Below are 24,436 nucleotides of genomic sequence, written 5' to 3' on the forward strand. Positions count from 1 at the left end.
GGTGGACAGCACACCCCCGAACGGCTATGATTCGCGCTCAAATTTTGCGCCCGTAGCTCAGATGGATAGAGTACAGCCCTCCGAAGGCTGGGGTCACTGGTTCGAATCCAGTCGGGCGCACCAAAACCTTGCAGCAAGTGCATGTAAACAAAAGCATTTGCCGCATAGAGAGGTATCACACTGGGGACACATTGCTCTCCAAGAGGTGGTACCGTGCTCTCTGTCCTGCTCAATTCCAACATCTTCAAAGTGTCCATCAAGCATATCTGGCAAAAGCGTACTGATGGCGTCTTCTACTACCGCAGAAGATATCCAGAACAGTTCCGCGAAGCGATGCGCCAGCAAGGCATTGACTTGCCCACTTTCAAGGTGGTCTCCCTCAAGACAAAGAACAAAGTTGAAGCCGCCCGAAAAATCGTCCAACTAGCCCAGGCTGACGACCGGGAGTGGAGTTCAGCACTCAACGGGACTCCAACCTCCGCAGTGAAGGCTGATGCGCTCAAGCTCATCAAGGCTCAAGGGCTGCTCGCTCTCCCATTGAACAAACAACCGAATCCTGAGCAAGCCGCACTTGCGTGGGACATCTTCACCGATGACCTAGAACGAAGAGTGTTGAGGGAGTCTCAATACAGGCCGCATATCGACCTCGAAGAGCACTTCGATGACTTCATATCCCCTGTTGAGCGTACAGCCATCGAAATCGTCTCAGGCCGCTACAAGTTTCACTTGAGCGACGCCAAAGACCACTACATCAAAACCCGCTCACTCGACCGGAAAGGTATACACGCCACAGAAGCCTCCTTCAGACTGATTACGGATGTCCTTGGGGATAGGCCGATTGAAGACTACAGGCGGGCTGAGGTTTCCACTGCGATTGATGCAGCATTGGCATCAGGCTTGAAGACTGGCAGTGTTAGCAAGCGCGTGGGCACTGTTCGGGCCGCTGTATCCGAACTCATCAGAGATGAAGAGCTAGAAATCAAGAACCCCTTTGAAAAGCATAAGATTCGCGGGAATGGCGAGGATGTTGAGGAAAGGAGTTCCCTAAACCAAACACAGATGGACAAGCTCAGAGGCTACATACGCGCGAGAAGCACGCCCACCGCCAACATGCTGGGCATGCTGATTGATACCGGAGCGCGTGTCAGTGAAGTTGCAGGCTTACTGCGCGAAGACGTGAAGATTGACGATGAAATCCCGCATCTCATCATCCATGCAAACCCATTGAGAAGGTTGAAGACAAAGGATTCAAGGCGGAGAGTCCCGCTCGTAGGAGATGCACTCCTAGCCGCACAAAGAGCCCTCAGGGAGTCTCAGAGTCCATTCCTGTTCCCTCGGTACATGTCAGAGCATGGGCTCAAGAACGACAGTGCATCAGCAGCAATGCGGAAGGCAACTCAGGCGCTTGATTGCCATACGCCCCACTGGCTTCGGCACACTATGAGAACCCGCCTGAAGAACGTGAACGCCCCAGAAACTCTCATCAATGAGATTGGCGGATGGGCCAGGGTTTCAGTAGCCCAGAGCTACGGCCAACAGACAGCACTCATGCTGATGCAAGAGGTTCTGGAGAAGTCTCTCACAGCAACTCTGGAGTAGGACTAGCTGACTTGGTAGTCCCTGAGACAGCGTCTCTTTACCTTCACCACAGTCATGTTCCCAAAAAAACTATTAGCCTTACCACCAAAATGAAAAAGACAGCCCTCACCCCTTGAGCCCTTCCAATTGGAGAGAGTCATGGGGCCTAGGGCCACTTGTCTAACGCGCTTAGGCAATGTCGAACGCTGAGGAAGTCGGGACTGCATCCATAGACACTGGATGACCACTCTCTACCACCGGCCTCCCCCACCACATCGATCAGGGACGAAAGCCAAGCAGACGACATCAGGCTACCTGTGGTCTTCCCTCAATGATTGCTTTCAGGGAGGAGAGAGAAAGAGATTGTCCATGGAGAACACTTAGGACAACTAAAGACATCTTCAGTAGCTACTGTAGTTGTTACTATAGCTATGCTTTACAGAGCCACCTTAGATTTCCCCCATCCGCAATCACCACTGAGTTTTTCAGTGTTGCCTGGTTTCAATGAGGTTCCATCACCTCCTCACTAACCACGTCAGATGTTAGCCAAGTACGTAGGCGGTGCGAAACCGAGGCTCGTACAAGACTTCTGAAGCATAAAGATTGCGTCTAGGGGAACAGTTGCGTGAAGCTTTACGTCGCGCACCTTGAGTTTCCCAGAGGTTTCCCCTCCTATAGTGCTACCTAATTCCGTTGAGGGGTCATATCTGCGCTTCCTGACGCGCTCCTGATAGCTCTCGTGGCGGCTTTGGTGCTTGGCAGGCCCTCTTGACCGAGGCGGTGGATATGCCCCAATGCGTCGCGGTTTGCTTGATGCTGGCGGCGTTGTCCTGCCTCCACTTCGCCACGGCGGCATCATCAATGACCTTCTCCCGGCCTAGAGCCTTGCCCTCAGCCTTGGCCCGCTCAATCCCTGCCATCTGCCTTGCCTTGATGTTCTCCCGCTCCAGTTCGGCCAGTACCGCCAGCATACCCATCATGGCCTTGCCAACAGGAGTGGATAGGTCGAAACCCTCACGCAGAGACACCACGGAAACACCTTTGGTCTTCAAGGTGTCCACGGTGGACAGCACATCAATCGTATTCCGTCCCAAACGGTCTATGGCACTCACTATGACCGTATCTCCCTCCCGGACATAGGCGAGCAAGGCCGAGAGTCCGGGGCGCTGTGCGGCAGGTATAGAGCCGGATACGCCATCATCTCGAAACCACTTGTCTACCTTGTGGCGGGTCTCAATCTGCCTGCGTTGGTTCTCGGTGGTTTGGTCGTCGGTACTGACACGGACGTAGGCGATGACTGATGACATGCGAGGCTCCCTGAGTGGCTCATTGACTATGGCTCATATCATGGATGATGGCTCACAGAATATCAACAGTAATGAGCTATGGCTGGCGCTGTGGGCCGAGGGTGGCTCTCAGGGTGTACCTTCTGGACCATGACCTATGACGCACCCAGTATAGAAGTTGCTTGGAAGGGGAGAATGGTTTGGTGGCATGCCACGGGGGGGAAGTGATTCTTCCCATCATAATGATGCCTCTTCGGAAATTTCAGTTAAATCCATTGGGTGTCTTCAAGCACGGTGAAGCCGCACCTCAAAATCAAAGACACCCCCAGGTACAACTCTGCATAGGGGGGCTTCGCTAACTGACGAGCCCCAACCTCAGGTTTGGGTACTTTTTAATACGTCTATTTCCGGGGACTAGACAGCCGCTCTTCTTGTTCGGCCAATTCAGCCGCCAGTCGCAAGGCCTCGGGGAAAGAGTGCGACATCTTCAAAGCAGATGACTCGACAGGCTTGAGAATGGTCAGCTCAGCCTTCCCCGTGAGGATATCGTCAATCACCATGCTGCAAAACAGCTCAAACTTTGTGTCTAGCCACTGAGCAAAAAAGACTGCCAACTTTGGGTGTCCCCAGGTTCCTACAGTCGGCAGGTTGCCATTGCCTCGCTTGGCTTTAATAGGTTGGATTCCGGGGAATAGGTCTTGTAATACTTCAATGTAAGCAGCGGTGCTGGCATTCTCGAAGAAGTGGTCCAAGCGCTTGCCGTAGGCCTTTGCGGCCTTGGTCATGTTGAAGTAGCCGTCATCACGGAAGTGGTACCGATGGCCTTCGTAGGTATGGGTGATGAGATTGTTCATGTGTGTGCTCCTTGTTGTGGTTTATCCGTAAGTGCAACCTAATTGGCACCAACATGAACTCCCACGGACGCAACACGATGATTTTTCCCCTAAACCCAATTCATGCACATGGAATCAAAATGAGTGCAGCATTTATACCGCAATGACCTCGTCTGTCTTAGTGACGGTCAATTCAGGCCAAAAATACTTTCAAGTGACTTCGTAACCATATAATGTGGCAGCATATTTGAAATCAATAGCCACAATAGGGATTAGGATACGAAATGACGCGCATCAAATTGGCCACCCTTGCTGTAGTCCTAGCATTACCCGGTTGCGCTACGATGGGTCCACCGAAGTTCTTGGTCAATGTTGACTCGCTAGCCTCACCGAGTGCGGCTATGAAAAAATCGTATATTTTGCTTCCAGGTAACAAAGGGGTCACAAAGGACGACCTCCAGTTCCAAGAGTACGCTCACTATGTCACTCGTGGCCTTGCCGCACACGGATTTACACCTGCCGAAACCGTAGCAAATGCCAACGTAGCTATCGTTCTCTCATATGGCATTGGCGACCCACAGTCCCATCAGTATTCATACTCACTTCCAGTTTATGGACAAACTGGCATTGCCTCATCCAACACCTATGGGACGCTTTCGTCTTACGGCAACTCTTCATCGTACTCGGGCACAACAACCTACACTCCCTCGTATGGTGTAACTGGGTACACCTCTGAAACTGGTTCTTACACCACCTACTACAGGTACGCCCAAATTACGGCATATGACTTCCAGAGGTACCTCAGGACCAAAGAACAGCGGGAATTATGGAAAACAACTGTATCGAGCACCGGGAGCAGCGGTGATTTGCGACTGGTATTCCCTATCCTCATAGCTGCCGCCGCACCTTACATCGCAACAGATACGGGCCGGAAAATTCAAGTCGTGTTAGAGGAGTCGGACCCTAGCGTTGCAGCAATCGAACTCTCATCGACCGCCCAAAAGTGACTCCCTACACCACACTAGATGTATTTCTATCAGTGACTGAAGGTGTGGGCCATTTCGAATGACAGCCCTCCCCGCGAACCGAAGTCATGACCTTAACTGAGGGAAACCCCATACAAGGCTAGAACCCAACGTTGAGGGAAGCCTCAGAGCTCTGACGTTCTTCCCAAACACCTTAGCGACCTTGGTCATGTTGAAGTTGCCGTCCTCACGAAAGGTGAAGATGTTGCGGGAGGGGGCACGGGGGTATGTTGCCGATTTCCTTAGTAATCCTGCCCCTTCAGAAATTAGTGGTGAAATTGGTTACCGTCACCTGTCCCAACATAAGTGGAGGGTCAAGCCCCGCCTTCCTTAAGGCTCGTGCTAGTAGCTTGGCTATCAGATTCGGTTATGATTCACCTTGAAGCTTTCCGACTAGCGAGCCGAAGGACATGAACGAGTTAGCCATCACCGTTGGCATCATCTTATTCCCAGGTCTGATTGCTGCGGTGATAGCAGACAAAATCTCCCCTCACACTAAGAGTTGGGGAACATTCAAGTACAGCATCTACTCGTTCATCTTCGGGGTCTCATGCTACGTACTTCTACAAGGCGTGCTATATGGGTTCTGGATACCAGCACACTACCTATGCCCAGATAGACTAACGCTTTCATCTGTCACACTTGATGTCTGGTCCTTAGTAAGTACCCAAACTTTTTCCATCCGTATCTCGGATGTGTTCTGGGCTACAAGCCTATCCCCGGCGGTCGCAGCCATCACTGCGTATATCTACAACAAAAAAATCATCAACAAACTCGCATCCAAGCTAGGAATCTCAAGCAAGTATGGTGATGAGAATCTTTTCTCGTTCTACCTCAACTCCCCAGACATTGACTGGGTGTATGTTCGAGACATCCCCAACGAACTAACGTACCAAGGGCGTGTACTCTCATACTCGGAAGCTGATGATATACAAGAGCTTGTGCTCCGTGATGTAACTGTGTTTGACTATGCTACGTCCGATGAACTCTACTCGCTGCCGAAGATATACCTTTCAAAGCCGAAGGGCTCGTTCATTATCGAAGCGGTACCCCCCAACACACTGATAGAGGTGCAAGATGGAGAAGAAACCAACACTAGCCAATGATGGATCTGTAGTCCTTCAGAAAGGACAAACCCTTGACGTTGCCGCACTTGGCGGAGAGAAGGCAGGCAACAACAAGCCTGGGCCTACAACGAACATGCGCCCATCAGGCCCGCCACCGGCCCCAAAGAAGAACAAGTAGCCCCACCCTCATCAGATGCCGCCAACGGAACCCCCTGCAGGATACTACTCAGAGGTATCACAATGGGGGACACATCCCGGCAATCTGGCAAAGAAACCCTTCCATTCGTTCATATGAATCAATATGATGCAATCACAGTCACCCCAGTAAGTCGCCAGTCGGGCGCACCAAATAAATCACAACGACCAAAGCCACCGCCCGGTGGCTTTTGGTTTTGGTGTGTTTTCGACGCCGGACATTCGGAACAATCACCGCGACAAGCCTGCACCCAGCCTGCACGATGAGCCGTTCTTTGTCGCAATGACGACGGACATCCCCCGGCTGCACAATGACAATACTAATGACAATGAGGCTCAGGACTGCATCGGCCTCCTCTACTATCCTAATGAGTAGTCATGGATGAAAGGCAGGTTATGACGCGCTTTCAGGACAACCCGGCATCAATGCTTCATTGCGCAAATCGAAGAAAATGTCGAAAACATGATCAAACTGCCCGTATAGGCCCAGATATTGCTTAATCATTGCGCGCATAAATGTAATGGCGCCAGTGGATTAAACGAATTCCTGACCAGATTTGGCCCTAAGAAAATCGTAAAATTAACCGGATAAAAATCAGCCCCTCTCCCTGAAATCGCTATTAATCGGATTGAAAAGCATGGAAAACATAATCGCTTGGTATGCCAAGGCGAGGAGTAACAGACGCAATATCCTGACAAAAACACTGAGAAATACCAGATTTTCCAACCACCTAGCCAAAAAGTAACAATTTGTTGCAAATAGTGCGAAATTAGACGATTCCACAAAAAATAAAGGTAGACTGGGTAACGATGAACGATTCAGGAATGAATTGGAAAATAAGCGTTCACTGATTCTGCCACCAGATCAGTTGCACCATATTCAAACATTTGAGCCCCTGTCTGAAGGTTTCCATCCCACTCATGAACATTTTTGCAAGATTGGTCGGACGACTTTCCGTATCGCGCAAATTGTTGTTGATCTATTTGCTCGATCTGACCGCCGTCATTTTCATCACCTCGATTCTGATCAACGAAAGCTTCATCGCCATCGATTTCGCCCGAAAGGAAATCGTCGGGAATGCTTACATCGATACGGTACGCAAGGCCCTGTTCACGATCGTCGATGTCCACGACGGCAAGAACGCATCAAATATTGCCGAAGTCCGTGAGGCCCTGCAAAACGCCGAGAAGGCCTATGGCGCAAACATGAACACCGCCCAGCTTGCCCATGGGCTGGATGAGGCCCTGGCGGGTCTGACGACGACGAAATCGAGAAATACCGCCAGCAACCACGCGCTCCTCGCCGGTAACAAGCTGCTGGCACATATCGGGGATCAGTCGAACCTCATTCTCGATCCGGATCTGGACAGTTATTACACGATGTCCCTCACGGTACTGCGCTTCCCGGAACTGCTCGAGCAGCTGCTCAATTACGACAGCCCGACCATCGGCGGCGACAAGGCGCAATACCTCATCGCCCAGGGCCGCCTCAGTGCACTGCTGGACGGGATCGACTCCGATTACCACGCTGCCTATGCCGGCAACCCAACCCACATGCTGCCCGGCAAGCTGGATGCCACGCGCATACCATTGCTCACCGACTTGCACAGCCTCCTGCGCGTCGAAGTCAATCAACCTGCCAAGCTCGCCGCCGCACGCAACGCTGCCCTGAAGAGCACGCGGGCTGCCTGGCAGGCTACGGCGGAAAATCTCGACATCCTGCTGCATGCCCGTGTCGAAATGCTTTTCAAACGCATGTGGGAACATCTGAGCATGGCGGCCGCCCTGTTGTTGCTGATCTTGTCTCTCGTGTTCTACGTCGCGCGGCAAATTGCCCTGCCCCTACGGCGGCTCGCGCTGGTTGCCGACCAGGTGCAGGCGACGAATGACTATACGTTGCGGGCCGACTGGCGGAGCGGCGACGAAATCGGTCAACTCGTCACGGGCTTCAACAGGATGCTCGCACAGCTCGATCATGAGCGACTCGTCCAGCAGGAACTCGCCGCCCAAGCTCGCGCCAGCGAAGCGCAACGCGAATTGATCGAGGCGATTCCGATCCCGTTGCTGGTGACTTCGGTCCCGGAACATCAGGTACTCCACATCAACGCCCAAGCCACCACCTGGGTGAAAATAGACCGGGAGGATCCCTGGGCAGATGGACTCGATCGGGTGACCCGGGCAAGGTTCTTTCAACGCTTGGCAGACGAGGCGGCCGTTCACGAGTTCGAGGCACGCTGGAATGGCCCAACCGGTCCGTCCTGGGCCTTGCTGTCCGCCGCACAGTTACGCTACCAGGGCCAGGATGCCGTATTAACGACCTTTGCACCGATCAACACCATCAAACTGCTTGAAGCGCGGCTGCGTTTGTGGGCAACCATTTTCGAAGCCACATCGGAGGGCATCCTGGTACTGGGCCCGGACAACACCATCCTGCTGGCCAATGCCGCGCTGGCACGGGCCACCGGCTATCGTATCGACGAAATGGTCGGACGAGACACGGAGTTCCTGCGGGGTACGCATGGTACAACAGGACCACAGCCCAGCTTTGTCGAACTGATTCGCCAGCAAGGTGCCTGGCAGGGCGAAACCCGACTCAGAAAGAAAAGCGGCGAGGAATCCCCCCAATGGCTGGCGCTGAACACGGTTCGTGACGAACAAGGCGCGCTGAGTCATATCATCGCCCTCTTCGTCGATATCACGGAGCGGATCGAGCAGGAGGAGAAAATTCGCCATCTGGCCCATCACGACATTCTCACTGGACTGCCCAATCGCCTCCTGTTCGAAGATCGGCTGCGCTTGGCCCTGGAACAGGCCAAACGTCATAAGGAGCGCGTCGCCCTGCTCTTCATCGATCTGGACCGCTTCAAGAACATCAACGATTCATTGGGCCACCATGTAGGCGACGCACTGCTGAAATCCGTGGCAGAGCGACTCGGCGAAGTGATCCGTGCCGGCGACACGGTCTGCCGACAGGGGGGCGACGAATTCGTCATGATTCTCAATGCGGTCGACGATGCCCAGGAAGTCGCACACATTGTCGAGCGCAGACTCATCCCCCTCATCCTGAAGACGCACCTGGTCTGCGATATCGCACTGCATATTTCCTGCAGCGTCGGTATCGCGATCTACCCCGAGGATGCAGACAACATGGAGGGACTGATGCGGAATGCCGATGCCGCGATGTACGTGGCAAAGGCGCAAGGCCGCAACAATTTCCAGTTCTTCAGTGCCGAGATGAACCGCAATGCTCTCGACCGGCTCAACACGGAAAATCATCTGCAGTCGGCACTCCAGAACAACGAGTTCGAGTTGCATGTCCAGCCGGTCGTCGACTGCGTCAGTGGCGAGGTCGTGTCTGTCGAGGCCCTGCTGCGGTGGCGCCAGCCGGATCTGGGGCTGATTCCGCCGTCGCAATTCATTCCCATCGCCGAGGAAAATGGCCTGATCCATGACATCGGTCGATGGGTACTGGCGGAGGCCTGCCGCCTTCATCAATACTGGGTGGACGCAGGCATGGCGCCTCTGCCCATCGCGGTCAACGTGTCTGCCGTCCAATTCAGGCGCGGCGACTTCGCAGACATGGTCGCGGCCGTCCTTGCGGATAGCGGGATGCCCGCTGCCTGCCTTCAGTTGGAACTGACCGAAACGGTAATGCTGACCGCAAGCGAGCGTAACCTGGCGGAAATTCACCGTCTCAAGGCAATGGGCATCGGCCTGTCCCTCGACGACTTCGGCACGGGCTACTCGAGTCTGAGCTATCTCAATCGCCTGCCTCTCGACAAGCTCAAGATCGACCGCAGTTTCGTCTCCGACATGATTGCCGATCCCGCCGACATGGCCATTACCCGTGCCATTGTCAGCCTGGGGGGCACGCTGGGGTTGCAGGTCATCGCCGAGGGGGTCGAACACGAGGAAGAACTCAAGGCCCTGCAGGAAATCGGTTGTGCGGAAGCCCAGGGCTATCTGATTTCCCGCCCCTTGCAGGCGCACGAATTTTCCAACTGGTTCCGGGAGTTTCAAGCCACACCCTGGAGCCAAGGGTGAAGAGCCCTCGAAACGGGCTGGCCGCAGATCGCGCAATCCGTGCTTGAGGCCCGTCCATCAGCTGTGATACATACTCAGGTGGCGCATGGTCGCAACCCGACATGCTTCCGCTTTTCTTTCCAACACGCACCCCTCGGTGGGCGATACCCCCCGACCGGCGCTGCTGTTTTTTCATGCTGTTTTAATGGAGTGTCATTATGGCTGTACTCGTTTGCAAACCCGCCCCGGATTTCACCGCCAACGCGGTCATGGGCAACAACGAAATCAAGCAGATCACCTTTTCCGAACTCACCAAGGGCAAGTACGCGGTCCTGTTCTTCTATCCGCTGGACTTCACCTTCGTCTGCCCGTCCGAGCTGATCGCCTTCGATCACCGTCTGGCCGAATTCACCAGCCGCAACGTCGAAGTGATCGGCGTCTCCATCGACTCCGAATTCACGCACCTCGCCTGGAAAAACACGCCGGTCGATAAAGGCGGCATCGGTCCGGTCAAGTACACCCTGGTGGCGGACATCAGCCATGAAATCGCGAAGGCCTACGACACCGAACTCGATGGCGGCGTTGCCCTGCGCGGTTCCTTCCTGATCGATCGCGACGGCATCGTTCGCCATCAGGTCGTCAACGATCTGCCGCTGGGCCGCAACATCGATGAAATGCTGCGTCTGATCGACGCCCTGCAATTCACCGAAGAGCATGGTGAAGTTTGTCCGGCCGGCTGGCAGAAAGGCGACGCGGGCATGGATGCATCCACCGAAGGCGTCGCGAAGTATCTGGCTGAGAACGCCGACAAGCTGTAAGCAGCTCCGCTCCGGGACGCCATCAGGTGCGCCCGTGCACGATCAGCGGGGCCGGCCACACGCCCGGCCCCGTCAATCCATTCCGATTTCTTGCCCGCCCCCCCCGGAAACGGTCGGCGCAAACCTTCAGCCGCCCCCCGAACGCATGTCATTCCCCCTATGGCATCTCCCTACCTTATTTGCGACAACCATGTACCCTGGGCTTACCGCTCACTTCGATGACGCATCCCGAGCAGATTTGCCCCTCAATCAGGCTTGAACCAGCTCAACCAAATCATATTGGCACGGCACATGCTTGAAATCACATCATGAGTGTTAACGCCACACCGACTCGACGTTTGATTGACGCATACCGGAAAATCCGATCCGGGCTCATGAACCCAATCCATCGTGTACTTCAATGCTGCTCAGGTGAATTGCCCTACATGTCGCATAAACGAACCCATCCGCTGGATCCACTTGCCACAGTCCGCCCATGGACACGCGCCCTACTCTTTGGTGCCGGCCTCTGTATGTGCGCTAGTCTCGTGTCGGTTCGGGCTGAAACGAAACAACCCCAATTCCAGAGCCACGAATCGATCAAGGAGGCAGTCGAGAAGTTCATGGCTACGCGTTATGACGCGGGCGGATCGGCCACCAGCTTCCAGGTCAGCCGCCTTGATCCCCGCCTCAAGCTCAAGTACTGCGATCAACCACTGCACGTTCATTCCGGCAGTCAACCCAATCCGCGCGGCGGGCGGGTGACGGTTCAGGTCGCCTGCGAAGGAACCAGTCCGTGGCGGATCTATGTCCCGGCAGAAATCCGAAACATGGTTCAGGTTCTGAGCCTTTCAAGACCCATGTCTGCGGGCGAGCGTGTTACCGAGGCGGACCTTGCGCCGCTTACGGTAAATGCCAATCAGCAGACCCAGGCCTACCTCACCGATCCGGCTCAGGCAATCGGCCAGGTGGTCGCACGACCGATGCAGGCGGGCCAGATACTGACCCAGACGGATTTGAATATTGCGCAGATCGTTCATCGAGGCGATCATGTCACCATGATGGCAGGCACTGGCGGAATCACGGTTTCCGCAGAGGGCATTGCGCAGGCGGCTGCGGGCCAGGGGCAACGTGTCATGGTCAAGAACAGCCGATCCGGACAGCTTGTCGAGGGGATCGTTCGTGATGCCCATACGGTCGTGATTCCCTGATGCACGATGGCGCTAAAGTTTTTGGAATTGCTGCCGACATAACGTGCAAGTATCGAGCGGATCACGGCATGACCGCTGTAAGAAGCAAACCGTGATTTGCCTGCCCAACGAATTCGTAGAGGACATTTACCATGGATATCATTGACGGCGTCAGCGGCAAGAACGGCTATGGCAACTCGGCCATCAACAACCGCAACACCAGCAAGGCCGACTCCACGCAGAACAGCCAGGCCACGAACGGGGCACCGACCGAAGGCTCGTCCGTCAGTCTCTCCGAAGGGGCCGCGAACATGAAGTCGCTCACGCAATCCCTCGCAGCGGAACCGAGTTTCGATCAGGCCAAGGTCGACCGGATCAAGGATCTCATTGCCCAGGGTCAGTACACCATCGACCCGGCCAAGATCGCCGCAAAATTTGCCTCGATGGAAGGCCAGTCGAGTTAAGTCGTCGGTTCCACTTTCGTGAGCACGCCTGACATCACTGCCGATAGCCAACGGATGATCGAGGATCTGCGGGGTGCCGTGGATAACCTCACCACCTGCCACCGCCATCTCGCCGACCTGATCGCCTCACCGGCAGAGGCGGAACAGGCAAACCGGCAACTGGACGATATCGTCCTCGCCATCAAGACAGGGAACGAGCGACTCGAGACCGCCGAACGCCAGCGTCAGCAATGGGCCGCCACCCACGCGCCCGGAATGGACATGGTGGTTGCGCTCAAGCGGATCGACCAGATGAATCAGGGACATCTGCTTGAGGACTGGCTGCAACTGCAGCCCGGTATCGAAGTGCTCCACACCCTGATGCAGCGTCATCAGGAAGTCGTGAATCGACTGGCTTTCTACATCCATGAACGCGTCAATGTTCTGACCCAGGCCTTATCGCCCGCCGATACCAGCCTGTACGCATCCAGTGGAAAAACTGCCCCGGGCTCGGGGCGTCAGCGCTCCCTGGGAGATGCCTGAACGCGCGCCGAGCCCGTAACCATCCTGGCCACATATCTGACGCCAATTAGTTGACGGCCATATCCCCTCAACCGCACCTGCAGTCCACTTACCCTGGGGGCGATACATCGGCACCATCCGCCCGACGCGCCCACAACATGAACAGGCTTTCCCCGGCCTGGCCCTGTCGTGTCCTTTCCCAGCCCGGCAGTTCGATGGGCGCCATGGCGGCACTGTGCTCCACATAAAGGATCGCATCCGGTGCCAGCCAACGCACTGCATTCAAACCGGCCAGCACCGTCTCAAGCAATGCTGGCTCCGCAAACGGCGGATCGAGAAAGACCAGATCGATAGGCGCCGTACCTTCCAGCCACTGCTCGGACTGCCGGATCCAGGCGGTCGCATCCGTACGCCAGATCCGGACCTGTTCGTCGGGCACGGCCAGCGTCATCATGTTCTGCCGGATCGCTTCGGCCACCCGTGCCGATTGCTCGACGACACCCAGCCAGGCCGCACCGCGCGACAACGCCTCCATGCCCAGCACCCCGCTCCCGGCGAATAGATCAAGCACCCGCCAACCGGTCAAATCCTGTCCCAACCAGTTGAACAGCGTTTCCCGTACGCGATCGGGCGTGGGGCGCAATCCTCGCGCGGCGGGAAACGTCACCTGACGGGAACGCATGACGCCCCCCGTGATCCGAACTTTTTGCCGACCATGCATCGTGGCCGCGTTACCGGGGCGACGCGGTGCGCCATCCTCGCCGGACTGATCCCGCGTTCTCGATCGGATTCCCGCCAAGGGGGGCTTCATACGCGCACGACTCACGAAAGGCTCCTGATATTCAACTCCATCACAACGCAATTATGACCTGCCTGATCCGTGTAATCGAAGCGTTTTGCCCATGGTAAGATGCGTCATCACTCGGGAGCGGACAAACTCGCACCCCGACCCGTTCATTCCGTATTTGCCCCTGCCAAAGGCCACCTGATGTTTGGATTCTTGCGTCGAAAAAAAAATACCGAGCCCGTTGCAGAGCCCGTCCGACAGGAACAAGCCCCTGAAGAACACACCCTGGCAACGCCAGAGTCGTCGACACCCACCGAGGAAACTGCCGCAACCACGGTTTCACCGCCATCCGAACCGGCGGAGATTGCCCCTGTCGAGGCCATGGCCGACAAACCCAAATCACGCTTCTGGCAACAACTCACGCGATCCCGTTCCAGCTTCACCGAAGGTTTGGCCGATCTGGTGTTGGGCAAGAAACAGATCGACGACGAACTGATCGAAGAACTGGAAATGCGCCTCGTTCTGGCCGACGTCGGGCAAACAACCACCCAGGCCCTGATCGACGAACTCCAGCAGGCCGTCTCACGCAAGATCGTCAACGACCCCGAAGCGCTGTTCGAAAAGCTCAGCCAACTGATGGTCGACCGGCTTCAGCGCGTCCATCAACCCCGTCCGCCATTGAACGAGCACCCCCATGTCATCGTGGTCTGCGGAATCAACGGCGCCGGCAAGACCACCACCATCGGCAAGCTTGCCTTTCACTTCAAGCAGTCCGGACGGAAGGTCATGCTGGCCGCAGGCGATACCTTCCGCGCGGCAGCCGTGGAACAGCTCATCACCTGGGGCGAACGCAACCAGATCCCCGTGATCGGCGAACCGGGCCGACAGGATGCCGCTTCGGTCCTGTTCGATGCTGTCCAGTCCGCTCGCGCACGCGGCACGGACGTGCTGATCGCCGACACCGCCGGGCGGCTGCACACTCAAGGCGGACTGATGGACGAACTGAAAAAGCTGGTCCGGGTATTGGGCAAGGCCCAACCGGACGCTCCGCACGAAATCCTGCTCGTGCTCGATGCGAGCATCGGCCAGAATGCACTGAGTCAGGCGCGACTGTTCCACCAGGCCGTCGGCGTCACGGGCCTGATCGTCACCAAACTCGACGGTACGGCCAAGGGCGGCATCCTGTTCGCAATCGCCGACGAACTGGGGCTGCCGATCCATTTCGTCGGCGTGGGTGAACAATTGGCCGATCTGCGTCCCTTCGAGCCGCAGCAATTCGTGGATGCACTACTGGACCGAGAGGCCATATGATCGAATTCGACGGGGTCAGCCGCCGCTTCAGCAACGGCCACTTCGGCCTGCAGGATGTGAGCTTCCACATTCCGGAAGGACGCATGGTTTTTCTCACCGGGCACTCGGGTTCGGGCAAGTCCACCCTGTTGCGCATGATCCCCGCCCTCGATCACCCGACCAGCGGTCAGGTGCGTATCGGCGGCCATGACCTGCAGAAGATGCGCCATCATCAATACCCCAAGCTGCGCCGCCAGATCGGCGTAGTGTTTCAGGATCATCACCTACTGCCCGATCGGCGCGTCTACGACAACGTCGCCCTCCCCCTTCAGGTGTCCGGCTATGGCGGCAAGGACATTCGGCGCCGCGTCGAGGCCGCCCTCGACAAGGTCGGTCTGCTCATGCGCCAGCGGGCACTGATCGAGGAACTCTCCGGCGGCGAACAGCAGCGGGTCAACATTGCTCGGGCCCTGGTCAATCGACCCAAGATCCTCCTCGCCGACGAGCCGACCGGCAACCTCGATCCGGAACTGTCGCGGGACATCTTCAACCAGTTTTCCGATTTCCACGCCGTCGGCGTGACGGTCCTGATCGCCAGTCACGACCTGCACCTGCTCAAAACCTACGCCGTCCCGCGCATCGTGCTCAATCAGGGTCGGCTGTCCCACATCGAAGAGGCCTTCTGATGAGCCGCGCCCAACCGAAGGACCTTTCTGCCGCCCGAGTCAACAGCAAGAGCACAGCGCGCGGCGAGCACGCGCTGTCGGCCTGGGCCCAACACCATCGACGCTGTTTCAAGGATGCGCTCTGGCGCCTGCTCAGACGGCCCATCAGCGCCTGGGCGACCATCGTTACCATCGCCATCGTCCTGGCATTGCCCGGCTTCATCATGACCCTGGCCAGCCAGATCAAGGAAATCGGCGGCATGTGGGCCAGCGAGAATGGTCAGATGAACGTCTATCTGGTGGCCAATGCGCACAACGACCAGATCGAATCCTTTCAAGCCTGGCTCAAGCAACAGCAAGTCGTGAGAGACAGCCGGTTGATCACCCCGGAGCAAGGACTCGACGAACTCGCCAAGCGACTGAACATCAATAGCCTGGGCGACATACAACCCAACCCGTTGCCGGCCGTCATCCTGGTACATCTGAACCAACTGACCGGGGAAACGGTCGAATCCCTGAAACGGCAGATTCGCGCGAACCCGCTGGTCGCCAGCATTTCGGAGGGCGGCGCCTGGATCAAGCGCCTTCAGGAAATCAGCGGCTTTTTCGATCAGTTGAGCTGGTGGCTGCTGGGTCTGTTCGGCATCACGGTGATTTTCGTGATCGGCAACACCCTGCGACTCGAACTGCAGGAACGCCGCGAAGAACTCGCCCTGATGGCGCTGATCGGCAGCACCAGTCGGTACATGCTGAGGCCCCTGCTCTACGATGGCGCCATCACCGGACTGCTCGGCGGCATGCTTGCCAGCGGGATCATCTACGGCCTGTTGACGGCGCTGGCAACGCCGATCAACAACCTGGCGACCAATTACGGGGCACACATTACGGTCATCGCGCCCCTGCTGATGACCGGACTTCTCGGCAGCATCGGGCTCTTCCTCGGCTGGCTCAGCGCTCAAATGATCGGTCGAAACTTCATCAAGAAATCCGTTCGGCTGTGATTCCCCCACAGAATACAAGGGAACCAAATCCGCGCCCCGCACTCTAACAAAGAATGCTAAAATTGAACGATCCATACGAACGCCCGACGATTGGCTATACATTTGAGAGGTCTCAATCCATGAACACCCCGAATCAAATCGCCGTCGCCCGCACCATGCCGGTGATCGGTGATTCGTTGCAGCAATATCTCGCCGAAGTTCGTCGCATCCCCCTGCTCACGCCGGAAGAGGAACAAAACCTCGCCGAGCGCTTGAAGGATACGGGCGACATCAAGGCCGCTCAGGCGCTGATCATGGCGCATCTGCGTTTTGTCGTGCACATTGCGCGAGGCTATCGCGGTTACGGCCTGCCCTTGGCCGACCTCATCCAGGAAGGCAACATCGGCCTGATGAAGGCCGTCAAGCGCTTCGAACCCGAGCAGAAAGTCCGGCTGGTGACCTTTGCCGTGCACTGGATCCGTGCCGAAATCCACGAATACATCCTGAAGAATTGGCGGATCGTGAAGATCGCGACCACCAAGGCCCAGCGCAAGCTCTTCTTCAAGATGCGTCAGATGAAGGGTTCGCTGGGTTGGCTTACCGCCGAGGAAACCCGTGCGATCGCCGCCGAACTCAACGTGCCCGAGCGTGAAGTGGTCACGATGGAATCACGGCTGTACACCCACGACGTCGCGCTGGACGCACCGGTTCACGACTATGACGACGAGGGCAACGGCCCCTCCTACGAACAGACCCTGATCGACCACAACCAGATCTCCGTGGAAGATCTGACGGCACAACGGGATGAAGACGTTCGCGTCAACGCCATGTCGCAGGCCCTGAGCAGCCTCGACCCGCGGAGCCGGGACATCCTCGAGCGGCGCTGGCTGAGCGAACCCAAGGCGACGCTGCAGGCCCTGGCAGACGAGTATCAGGTTTCTGCCGAGCGCGTACGGCAAATTGAAAACGCGGCGCTCAAGAAGCTGAAAATGGCGCTCCCGGCACCCGAGTAACCGCTCTCGGCCAGAAGCGATCATCACGGCATCTGCCATTGAAAAGCCCCCGACACCGGGGGCTTTTTCTCATTCCGGACGCCAGGAAGCACCAGCGCGGCCGACCGGGTCAAACCGTCGAGTCAGCCTACGCCAACCCTAGCCCAACACACCGGAAGATTTGACGCCCTCCAGGAACATCTGCACACCGATGACGGCCAGGATCAGCCCCATCAGCCGAGTGACCACCGCAATGCCGTCGCGCCCGATTCGGGCCAATATCCGTTCCGCGAAGATGAAGGAGAAAAAGGTGATGGCACAGATCACCACAAACACCGCGAGGGTTGCCCCGATATAGAGCCAGTGCCCACTCGGCGAATAGCTCATGGCCGTCGCGATCGTCCCCGGCCCCGCCAGAACCGGAATGGCCAGCGGCGTGATCGCGACATCGGTCTGATCCTCGGTATCGACCTCCTCACCCGCCTGTGCGGCAATCGGCTTCGGATGCGAAATCCGCGAATGCTCCCCGTGCAGCATCCGGAAACCGACCAGGGTGATCAGGATGCCACCGGCAATCCTCAGGGCCGACAGGGTGATGCCGAACAGGGAGAAGACCAAGGGTCCGAACAGGATGAAGACCAGCACGATCAGAAAGGCGACACGAACCGAACGCCAGGCGACCTGACGAGTCGTCCGAACACCCATCTGCGCCGTCAAGCCGAGAAAGATCACGGCATTGGCCACAGGATTCATCATGGCGAGAAATGCGATGAACACCGCTAGCACATGATGCGTCAATTCGGGCAAGACAACCTCCTGTACGACTTATCGGATGTCACTCGCCACGGCGGTGACCGTTTTACCAACTTAGGCCATCATCTGGATGAAGCTTTGCCGATGGAATTGGTAGAGCCAGGTTTCGCTGACGACCTCCCCACCAATCGACAGCACGCCATTGAGTTCGACTGGGGCATCCGTGTCGACAAACAGATCGAATTCCGTACGCCAACGGGGGGTGCCCGCCACCCAGTCGACATTCACGTTACTGATCTTGCCCGCAGAAGCCGTCACGGTAAACGTACCTTCCGACGTCTGGTGTCCCTGGAACAGCTGACTTTCCCACTCGATGACGAGCTTGACCGTATTGGCTGGGCGGGAACGTCCGAAATCCCCCCCGGGGCCGGCCCGCAATGCCACGGCACGCGCCAGATGCCCATGCGGGAAGAAGGGTTCATGCTCCGTCCAGTACAGTCGATACTTGAAGTTCAGCGATGAACCCGCCAACGCCGGCCCTTTGGGTTGCCAGAAGGCCACGATGTTGTCGAACGTTTCGTCATCGGTCGGAATCTCGATGAGCGTCACCGACCCCTTGCCCCAGTCATCGTATTCCTTGCTGTCGACGATCGGTTCGACCCAGACCGAGGGCCGTTTCTCGTAGCCGACGCCATCCAGGTAGTGGGAAGGATCGCGATCCCGTTGCAACAGGCCGAAACCGCGCGGGTGCTCGTCGATGAAGGCGGAATACGCCAGTGCCGGCGGGTTGGTCAGAGGGCGAACCGCCCGTTCGTTATCGCTGCGCCAGATGGCCAGGGTATCGGAATCGTGCACCTCCGGTCGCCAGCCCCGCAGATGCTTGTTCGGGGTTTCGTCGTACCAGAACATCGAAGTCAGGGGCGCGATACCCAGCTGATCGATGGTCTTGCGAATGAACAGATGATTTTCGATCACCATCTCGGTATCGCCATCGAATCGCAGTTCGAACCGATAGGCACCGGTAATCGATGGGCCGTCCAGCAGGGCATAAACCACGACCGGATCGCCCTCGTTCAGAGCCGGTTCGAACCAGAACGACCGGAAGTCGGGAAACTCCTCGCCCTGGGGCAAGCCGGTATTCACGGCAATGCCGCGGGCGGACATACCCACCTGACCCTGCCGGGAAATGGCGCGGAAATAGCTCGCCCCCTGGAACGTCGCCCACGGCTCGGACTTCGTCCAGTCGCCGATCCGCCGGGATCGCTGCACCCAGAAACCGGAGATGGCCGATTGACCCGCAGGAACCTGATGCAGCGGACTATCGGCCGGCATCGTGAAATAGTCGGGGCGATACTCGACTTCACGCGCCCGCCCCCCCTCGACCACGTGCATGTTGACCGACTTCAGGAAATATTCGCCGAGGGGACGGAAGGTAATGGGATAAACGGAGGGCCCATCGCGCCAAAGCGCGTCCTTGGCATTGAACTGAATTTTTCCGGCCGCATCGTAGTTGATGGCCTTGATCGCCTCGGGGACGGGGGATGGGGGCGCCTGATAGGGCGCCTTGGCCATTTCCTCGGCACGACTGATGAGACTCTTGAAGGAGAACGGCTTGGGTGCGCCCAGACTGAGACCCTCAGGCGTTGCGGGGGGCACGGGCGCCTTGACTGCCGTGGTCCCGGCCGGTGCCGCAGTTGCGGGGGTGGCGGGCACCTCGGCGGCCTGCGCTTCCGGAAAGCCCAATGCCGCCAACGCACCGGCATTGGCCAATGTGAACAGGAATGCGCGACGGGTGTATTCGGATGGCGTCAGTTCGGAATGTGAAGACTCTTTCGACATGGCCGGCAAAACTCCCAGAGGGTAAAAGATCACGGAGGAATGAGTGTAAAACGATTCGATTCGATACGGTGTACGGCGGAGATCTAACGGACGCAGATCGATCGGGTCAATTGATCGATTGCGCGCCCCCAGACATCGTCCGGCGCCGCCATCCAGGCATGACGATGAATCCGCATGACAGCATCGGCATCGTCAAGCACACGGGCCGCCTGCCGACGCGGTATCGACCCCAGGCCCTCGAGCAATATACGCTCGCCCAGATCGCTGCTGGCGCGCTTGGCCGCACCAGTACGATGCGCAGCCAAGGCTGCGGCGATCCGGGCCTGGTTGGGATGTAGCAAGGTCCACCGAAGCCAATCGGGCGCATTGACCGGCTTCAACGGTGGCAAATCGATCTCGGAAAAACGGACCAGCACCGGGCAGCCCACGCCCTGTTCCGGCGGCGTGACCCAAATCCCTTTTTCACGCCAGGAATCACCCAGCGAGAACCGGGACAACCACACCGTGATCGGCGCCGCCAGCAGGAGCGACACGCTGATCGGTATGGTCCAGTAGAAAAAGTTCGCATCCATCGCCAAGGCGATTCCCGACCAGGTCAATGCCAGGATCATCCCGGGCATATGCCGGAAAAATGCCTGACCCCAGCCGACTTCCGAACTGCGGTTCTGGCCGGCCCAAGCGACACTGACGTTGATCACGGCTTGAACGACATAAGCCGAATGAGCCAGCATCCGAATCGGCGCGAGCAGAATCGAGAACAGATTTTCCAGGAAGAATCCTTGCAGCAGACGCCCGGTAGAACCGAAGCCGGGCAAGCGTTTTCGGTCAAAGATGAGTAGTTCGAACAGCGCCAGCAGTTTCGGCAGGAAGAGCGTGATCAAGGTACTCGTCACAAGGATGATGGCCCACTGCGGATGCCATTGCGGCCAGTTCGGATACAGACTGCGCGCATCGGGGAAGTAATTGATGTCCCCCGCGGCGAACTGTGCCACCTCGATCGTGCTGAACAGCAGGAACAGGAACCAGACCGGCGAGGCCAGATAGGCGAAAATGCCGTTCAGAAATGCCATGCGATGCGCCGTCGCGATTCCCCGCTCGAAACCCAGAAACCGCAAATGCTGCAGGTTGCCTTTCGACCAGCGCTTGTCGCGGATCAGTTCGTCATCCAGCGACGGTGGGGATTCCTCGTAACTGCCCTCGATTCCCGTCTCCAGCCAGACTTCATAACCTGCGCGACGAATGAACGCGGCCTCGACGAAATCGTGGCTGAGCACCGTCCCGCGCCACAACCCGAATCCTTTCATGCTCTTCAGGCCGCAATGGGTCATGAAGGCTTCCGTACGGATGATCGCGTTATGGCCCCAGAACACCGCCTCGTTCAGTTGCAGAGCCGCCAGTCCCTCGCTGAACAAGGGGCCATACAGGTGCGTGACGAACTGCTGCATCCGGGCGAAGGCCGAGCGCGCGTTGAACAGGCGCGGCACCGTCTGAATCATGCCGGCTCTGGGTTCGCACTCCATGAGCCGGGCCAGCGTGAGCATGGCCGGACCGGACATCACACTGTCGGCATCAAGCACGATGAAATACTTGAATCTGCTGCCCCACCGACGGAGGAAATCGGACACGTTTCCGGTCTTGGCCTTCAGGTTCACGCGGCGCCGACGGTAATGGAGCCGACCATGCAAATTCAGGGTTTCGCACAAGCGCAGCCAGGCGGCGCGCTCTTCCAGCCAGACCTCGGGATCCCGACTGTCGGACAGCACGAAGAACTCGAACGCCGCACCCTGCCCGGTCTCCAGTACCGACTCGATGGTGGCCTGCAATCCCCGGAAAACCCGCTCGACATCCTCGTGATAGATCGGCAGAAGAACCGCGGTCGGCGCCGGATCAACCGTGGACAGTCTGCTGCCGAACCGCGCCAGCAGACCGTTGGCATCGCCTCGCCCCCGGTAACGCCGACGAATGTAGAATCCGAACAGGGCCATCCACGAACCCGCCGCCACGAAGGCGTACAAGGGAATGAAGGTTGCCAGGATGGCCTTCTCGATCCAGGGGCTGCCGTGGTAGGGCAGGACCCAGATCATCCCCCAGACACCCAGCCCCGTCTGGGTCATGACCAGAAACATGAACGCCCAGCGGCGGATCAGCGCCGTCCGCAAGAACGGATCGCGAGAGGCAGCGAGGTTCATTCCGAAACTTCCGTACGCATGGACTTCTTGTGCGCGTGCTGAACGCTGCCCCGCTGGATCTGAGGCATCGTCTGTAGCACGGGGACGGCAACCGCGAGTCGATCGGCCAGATCGGTACGGTTACGCTGGATCGAGAGGTCCGCCTCGAGATCGATGGTCGGGCACCCCGTCTGCATGAATTGATAGAACACGCGACGCTGCAACCAGCGCAACTGATCGCAGATCGCCTCCGGATAGCGACAGGTCGTTCCCGCCCCCGTAATGCGGACGATATCGTCCGGCGACGGGCGATCGACCGAGGTGACCTCGCTATGCGTGTCGGACATGGTCATCCCTACCTGATCAATCCGAATCGACTGGTGTCGGAAGGCAACTCATAACGCCAGGTTTCCGACAGCACCTTCTTGCCGATGGCCAGGGTGGCATCAACATGAATCTCGCCACGCCCCGTCGGCGCCAACATCATGGACAAACGCCAGTGGCCCGGCTCGGGAAGCGGCACCACCGCCTGTTCGAGCACGTTGGCCGTCCCACCCGTGTCGATTTGCGCGATCACCGGGGAATTCGGTGCGAGCCCGCCCAGTTTTCCGCCCGCGAAATCCAGGTTGATGCGATAGGCCTTGTCCGTCTTGTCGTCCACATTGACCTTGGCGGTCCCGATCATGGGCCGACGAACCTCCGCCAGCGGTTCGTCCGCGACGGAACTGTCTCCGACGGTCAACGTATAGGCAAACGACACGGGGTGATCGGCGTCGACCGTGTCACTGGGCTGGAAGAAGACGATCTGGTTTTCATGCAGATCGCTGTTGGTCGGAATCTGCACCAGGACGATCTTCCCCTTGCCGAAACCGGCCTCGGTGGTAATCCAAAGCGAGGGCCGTTTCTCGTAACGCGCAAGCACATCCTCGAAATAGCAGAATCGCTTCTGGCGTTGCATGAAGCCAAAACCCCGAATTCCGTCGGCATCGAACTGGTTGATGCGCAATTCCGACGGATTGCGTAATGAGCGATAGACCCAGTTCCCTTCCCCCAGGTGCATCAGCAGGCCATCCGACTCGAACACACCGGGCCGCCACTGCCCGGCGGGCCGCTGGCCGATCTGTCCATAGAAATACATGGTCGACAAGGGAGCAAGTCCCACCCGCGCGATGCGCGTACGCGGAAAGAGGCTGGCGGTCACGTGCACCGACACCCGTTCACCATCCGGTCGGATCACGAACTCGTAGGCACCGGTCAGCGACTGGCCATCGAGCAGGGCATAAATGGTCATGTGGTGGTCGGCCGGATCGGGACGGACGAGCCAGAACTTGGTGAACATCGGGAACTGTTCGCCCTGGGGCAGACCAGTGTCGATGGCGACGCCGCGGGCATGGGCACCCTCCACCTGATTGGCGGCTACCACACTGAGCTGCGTACCGCCCAGAAACGTCAGCAGAAGATCCTTCGCGTCCTGGCCGGACAGGGGGTAATCCACCGAAAAACCGGCAAAGCCGAGGTTCGCCGGAACGCTCTGGGCAAAACTGGGACTGGGCCAATCGAACTGGCCCTTGTCGAAGACGATCGGTGCGACCGACTGGGGCGTCACCTCATACAGTTCGACCGGTCGCTGGTAGATATAGCCGGCTGCGATCGGCAAAACGCTGAACCGACTCGACGACCATAGCTGTGCGCTCGGCTTGAACGCGATTCGGCCATAGGTGGATTTGTCGATCTGGGTCAACGTCTCAGGAATCTTCGGTACCGGCTGATAGCCCGAGGAAGCCAGTTGCTTGGCCTGAATCACCACATCGTTCAGTCCGAATGCGTTGGCGGTGGAACTCATACCTCCCAAAGCCAGAAATAGAGCCCCCACCGCAGCCAGCGTAATTCTCGAAGACCGAACCCACCGCGCGGAACTTACTCTCAAACAACGCATAAAAGTCCAATTTTGTATAGTGATCATCGATAACTTGACGCTGTGTCAGAAACCGCCTGCAATCCAC

At 57.6% G+C, this 24,436-nt stretch carries 20 protein-coding genes and 1 tRNA gene; 13 read left to right on the plus strand and 8 right to left on the minus strand.

The genetic code is table 11. From position 1 onward, the window contains the following. Positions 1 to 46: 46 nt before the first annotated feature. Positions 47 to 123, plus strand: a tRNA-Arg gene (locus A9404_RS05155). Positions 124 to 213: 90 nt separating this feature from the next. Beyond that, positions 214 to 1,599, plus strand: a complete 1,386-nt coding sequence (locus A9404_RS05160) for a site-specific integrase (protein ID WP_066099206.1) — start codon at positions 214 to 216, stop codon at positions 1,597 to 1,599. A 680-nt stretch (positions 1,600 to 2,279) separates the two neighbouring features. On the opposite strand, the gene A9404_RS05165 is transcribed toward A9404_RS05160, so the two are convergent. Together A9404_RS05165 and A9404_RS05170 are read right to left on the minus strand one after the other, a co-directional pair. Further along, entirely contained in the window at positions 2,280 to 2,885 is a 606-nt protein-coding gene (locus A9404_RS05165; RefSeq protein ID WP_066099207.1) for a recombinase family protein, read from the minus strand. 380 nt (positions 2,886 to 3,265) lie between these two features. Next, on the minus strand, positions 3,266 to 3,718 hold the full coding sequence (locus A9404_RS05170; RefSeq protein ID WP_066099208.1) for a KilA-N domain-containing protein: 453 nt from the start codon (positions 3,716 to 3,718) through the stop codon (positions 3,266 to 3,268). Positions 3,719 to 4,098: 380 nt separating this feature from the next. On the opposite strand from A9404_RS05170, the gene A9404_RS13130 reads away from it, so the two are divergent. The 7 genes from A9404_RS13130 (at position 4,099) to A9404_RS05200 (ending at position 12,980) form a co-directional block, all read left to right on the plus strand. Beyond that, a complete protein-coding gene (locus A9404_RS13130) occupies positions 4,099 to 4,704 on the plus strand; it encodes a hypothetical protein (protein ID WP_197490442.1) in 606 nt (201 codons plus the stop codon). 428 nt (positions 4,705 to 5,132) lie between these two features. Then, positions 5,133 to 5,828, plus strand: coding sequence for an MFS transporter (locus tag A9404_RS05175; RefSeq protein ID WP_066099209.1), 696 nt, complete (start codon positions 5,133 to 5,135; stop codon positions 5,826 to 5,828). A 1,077-nt stretch (positions 5,829 to 6,905) separates the two neighbouring features. Continuing rightward, positions 6,906 to 10,028, plus strand: coding sequence for a bifunctional diguanylate cyclase/phosphodiesterase (locus tag A9404_RS05180; RefSeq protein WP_066099210.1), 3,123 nt, complete (start codon positions 6,906 to 6,908; stop codon positions 10,026 to 10,028). A 197-nt stretch (positions 10,029 to 10,225) separates the two neighbouring features. Next, positions 10,226 to 10,825 carry a peroxiredoxin gene (locus tag A9404_RS05185; protein WP_066099211.1) on the plus strand — a complete coding sequence of 200 codons (600 nt, stop codon included), beginning with the start codon at positions 10,226 to 10,228 and terminating at the stop codon, positions 10,823 to 10,825. A gap of 512 nt (positions 10,826 to 11,337) precedes the next feature. Continuing rightward, positions 11,338 to 12,015, plus strand: coding sequence for a flagellar basal body P-ring formation chaperone FlgA (gene flgA / locus A9404_RS05190; RefSeq protein ID WP_197490443.1), 678 nt, complete (start codon positions 11,338 to 11,340; stop codon positions 12,013 to 12,015). A gap of 131 nt (positions 12,016 to 12,146) precedes the next feature. Further along, positions 12,147 to 12,458, plus strand: a complete 312-nt coding sequence (gene flgM, locus A9404_RS05195; RefSeq protein WP_066099212.1) for a flagellar biosynthesis anti-sigma factor FlgM — start codon at positions 12,147 to 12,149, stop codon at positions 12,456 to 12,458. An 18-nt stretch (positions 12,459 to 12,476) separates the two neighbouring features. Beyond that, positions 12,477 to 12,980 (plus strand): hypothetical protein, encoded by a 504-nt coding sequence (locus A9404_RS05200; RefSeq protein ID WP_156521247.1) that lies wholly within the window; start codon positions 12,477 to 12,479, stop codon positions 12,978 to 12,980. 88 nt (positions 12,981 to 13,068) lie between these two features. Here A9404_RS05200 and rsmD read toward each other — a convergent pair whose 3' ends face one another. After that, complete coding sequence (gene rsmD, locus A9404_RS05205) at positions 13,069 to 13,785, minus strand: 16S rRNA (guanine(966)-N(2))-methyltransferase RsmD (protein WP_231880949.1); 717 nt, start codon at positions 13,783 to 13,785, stop codon at positions 13,069 to 13,071. A 174-nt stretch (positions 13,786 to 13,959) separates the two neighbouring features. Between rsmD and ftsY the strand changes: the two genes are divergently transcribed. From ftsY to rpoH, 4 genes are all read left to right on the plus strand, one after another. After that, positions 13,960 to 15,057, plus strand: a complete 1,098-nt coding sequence (gene ftsY / locus A9404_RS05210; protein ID WP_231880950.1) for a signal recognition particle-docking protein FtsY — start codon at positions 13,960 to 13,962, stop codon at positions 15,055 to 15,057. Beyond that, entirely contained in the window at positions 15,054 to 15,722 is a 669-nt protein-coding gene (gene ftsE, locus A9404_RS05215) for a cell division ATP-binding protein FtsE (RefSeq protein ID WP_066099214.1), read from the plus strand. Before ftsY ends, ftsE begins: the two co-directional genes overlap by 4 nt. Further along, positions 15,722 to 16,702: a cell division protein FtsX gene (locus A9404_RS05220; protein WP_066099215.1), complete on the plus strand. Its 981-nt coding sequence runs from the start codon at positions 15,722 to 15,724 to the stop codon at positions 16,700 to 16,702. Before ftsE ends, A9404_RS05220 begins: the two co-directional genes overlap by 1 nt. 119 nt (positions 16,703 to 16,821) lie before the next feature. Next, positions 16,822 to 17,694, plus strand: a complete 873-nt coding sequence (gene rpoH, locus A9404_RS05225; protein WP_066099216.1) for an RNA polymerase sigma factor RpoH — start codon at positions 16,822 to 16,824, stop codon at positions 17,692 to 17,694. Between the two features lie 138 nt (positions 17,695 to 17,832). On the opposite strand, the gene A9404_RS05230 is transcribed toward rpoH, so the two are convergent. The 5 genes from A9404_RS05230 to A9404_RS05250 all read right to left on the minus strand — a co-directional run bounded on the left by A9404_RS05230 (position 17,833) and on the right by A9404_RS05250 (position 24,276). Next, positions 17,833 to 18,480, minus strand: coding sequence for a MarC family protein (locus tag A9404_RS05230; RefSeq protein WP_066099217.1), 648 nt, complete (start codon positions 18,478 to 18,480; stop codon positions 17,833 to 17,835). A 60-nt stretch (positions 18,481 to 18,540) separates the two neighbouring features. After that, entirely contained in the window at positions 18,541 to 20,265 is a 1,725-nt protein-coding gene (locus tag A9404_RS05235; protein ID WP_066099218.1) for a glucan biosynthesis protein, read from the minus strand. Positions 20,266 to 20,348: 83 nt separating this feature from the next. Further along, on the minus strand, positions 20,349 to 22,454 hold the full coding sequence (mdoH, locus tag A9404_RS05240) for a glucans biosynthesis glucosyltransferase MdoH (protein ID WP_066099219.1): 2,106 nt from the start codon (positions 22,452 to 22,454) through the stop codon (positions 20,349 to 20,351). Next, a complete protein-coding gene (locus tag A9404_RS05245) occupies positions 22,451 to 22,780 on the minus strand; it encodes a hypothetical protein (RefSeq protein WP_156521248.1) in 330 nt (109 codons plus the stop codon). Before A9404_RS05245 ends, mdoH begins: the two co-directional genes overlap by 4 nt. An 8-nt stretch (positions 22,781 to 22,788) precedes the next feature. After that, entirely contained in the window at positions 22,789 to 24,276 is a 1,488-nt protein-coding gene (locus tag A9404_RS05250; protein WP_066099221.1) for a glucan biosynthesis protein G, read from the minus strand. Positions 24,277 to 24,436: the final 160 nt, after the last annotated feature.

Source organism: Halothiobacillus diazotrophicus, from assembly GCF_001663815.1.
In the GTDB taxonomy this organism is placed as follows: domain Bacteria; phylum Pseudomonadota; class Gammaproteobacteria; order Halothiobacillales; family Halothiobacillaceae; genus Halothiobacillus; species Halothiobacillus diazotrophicus.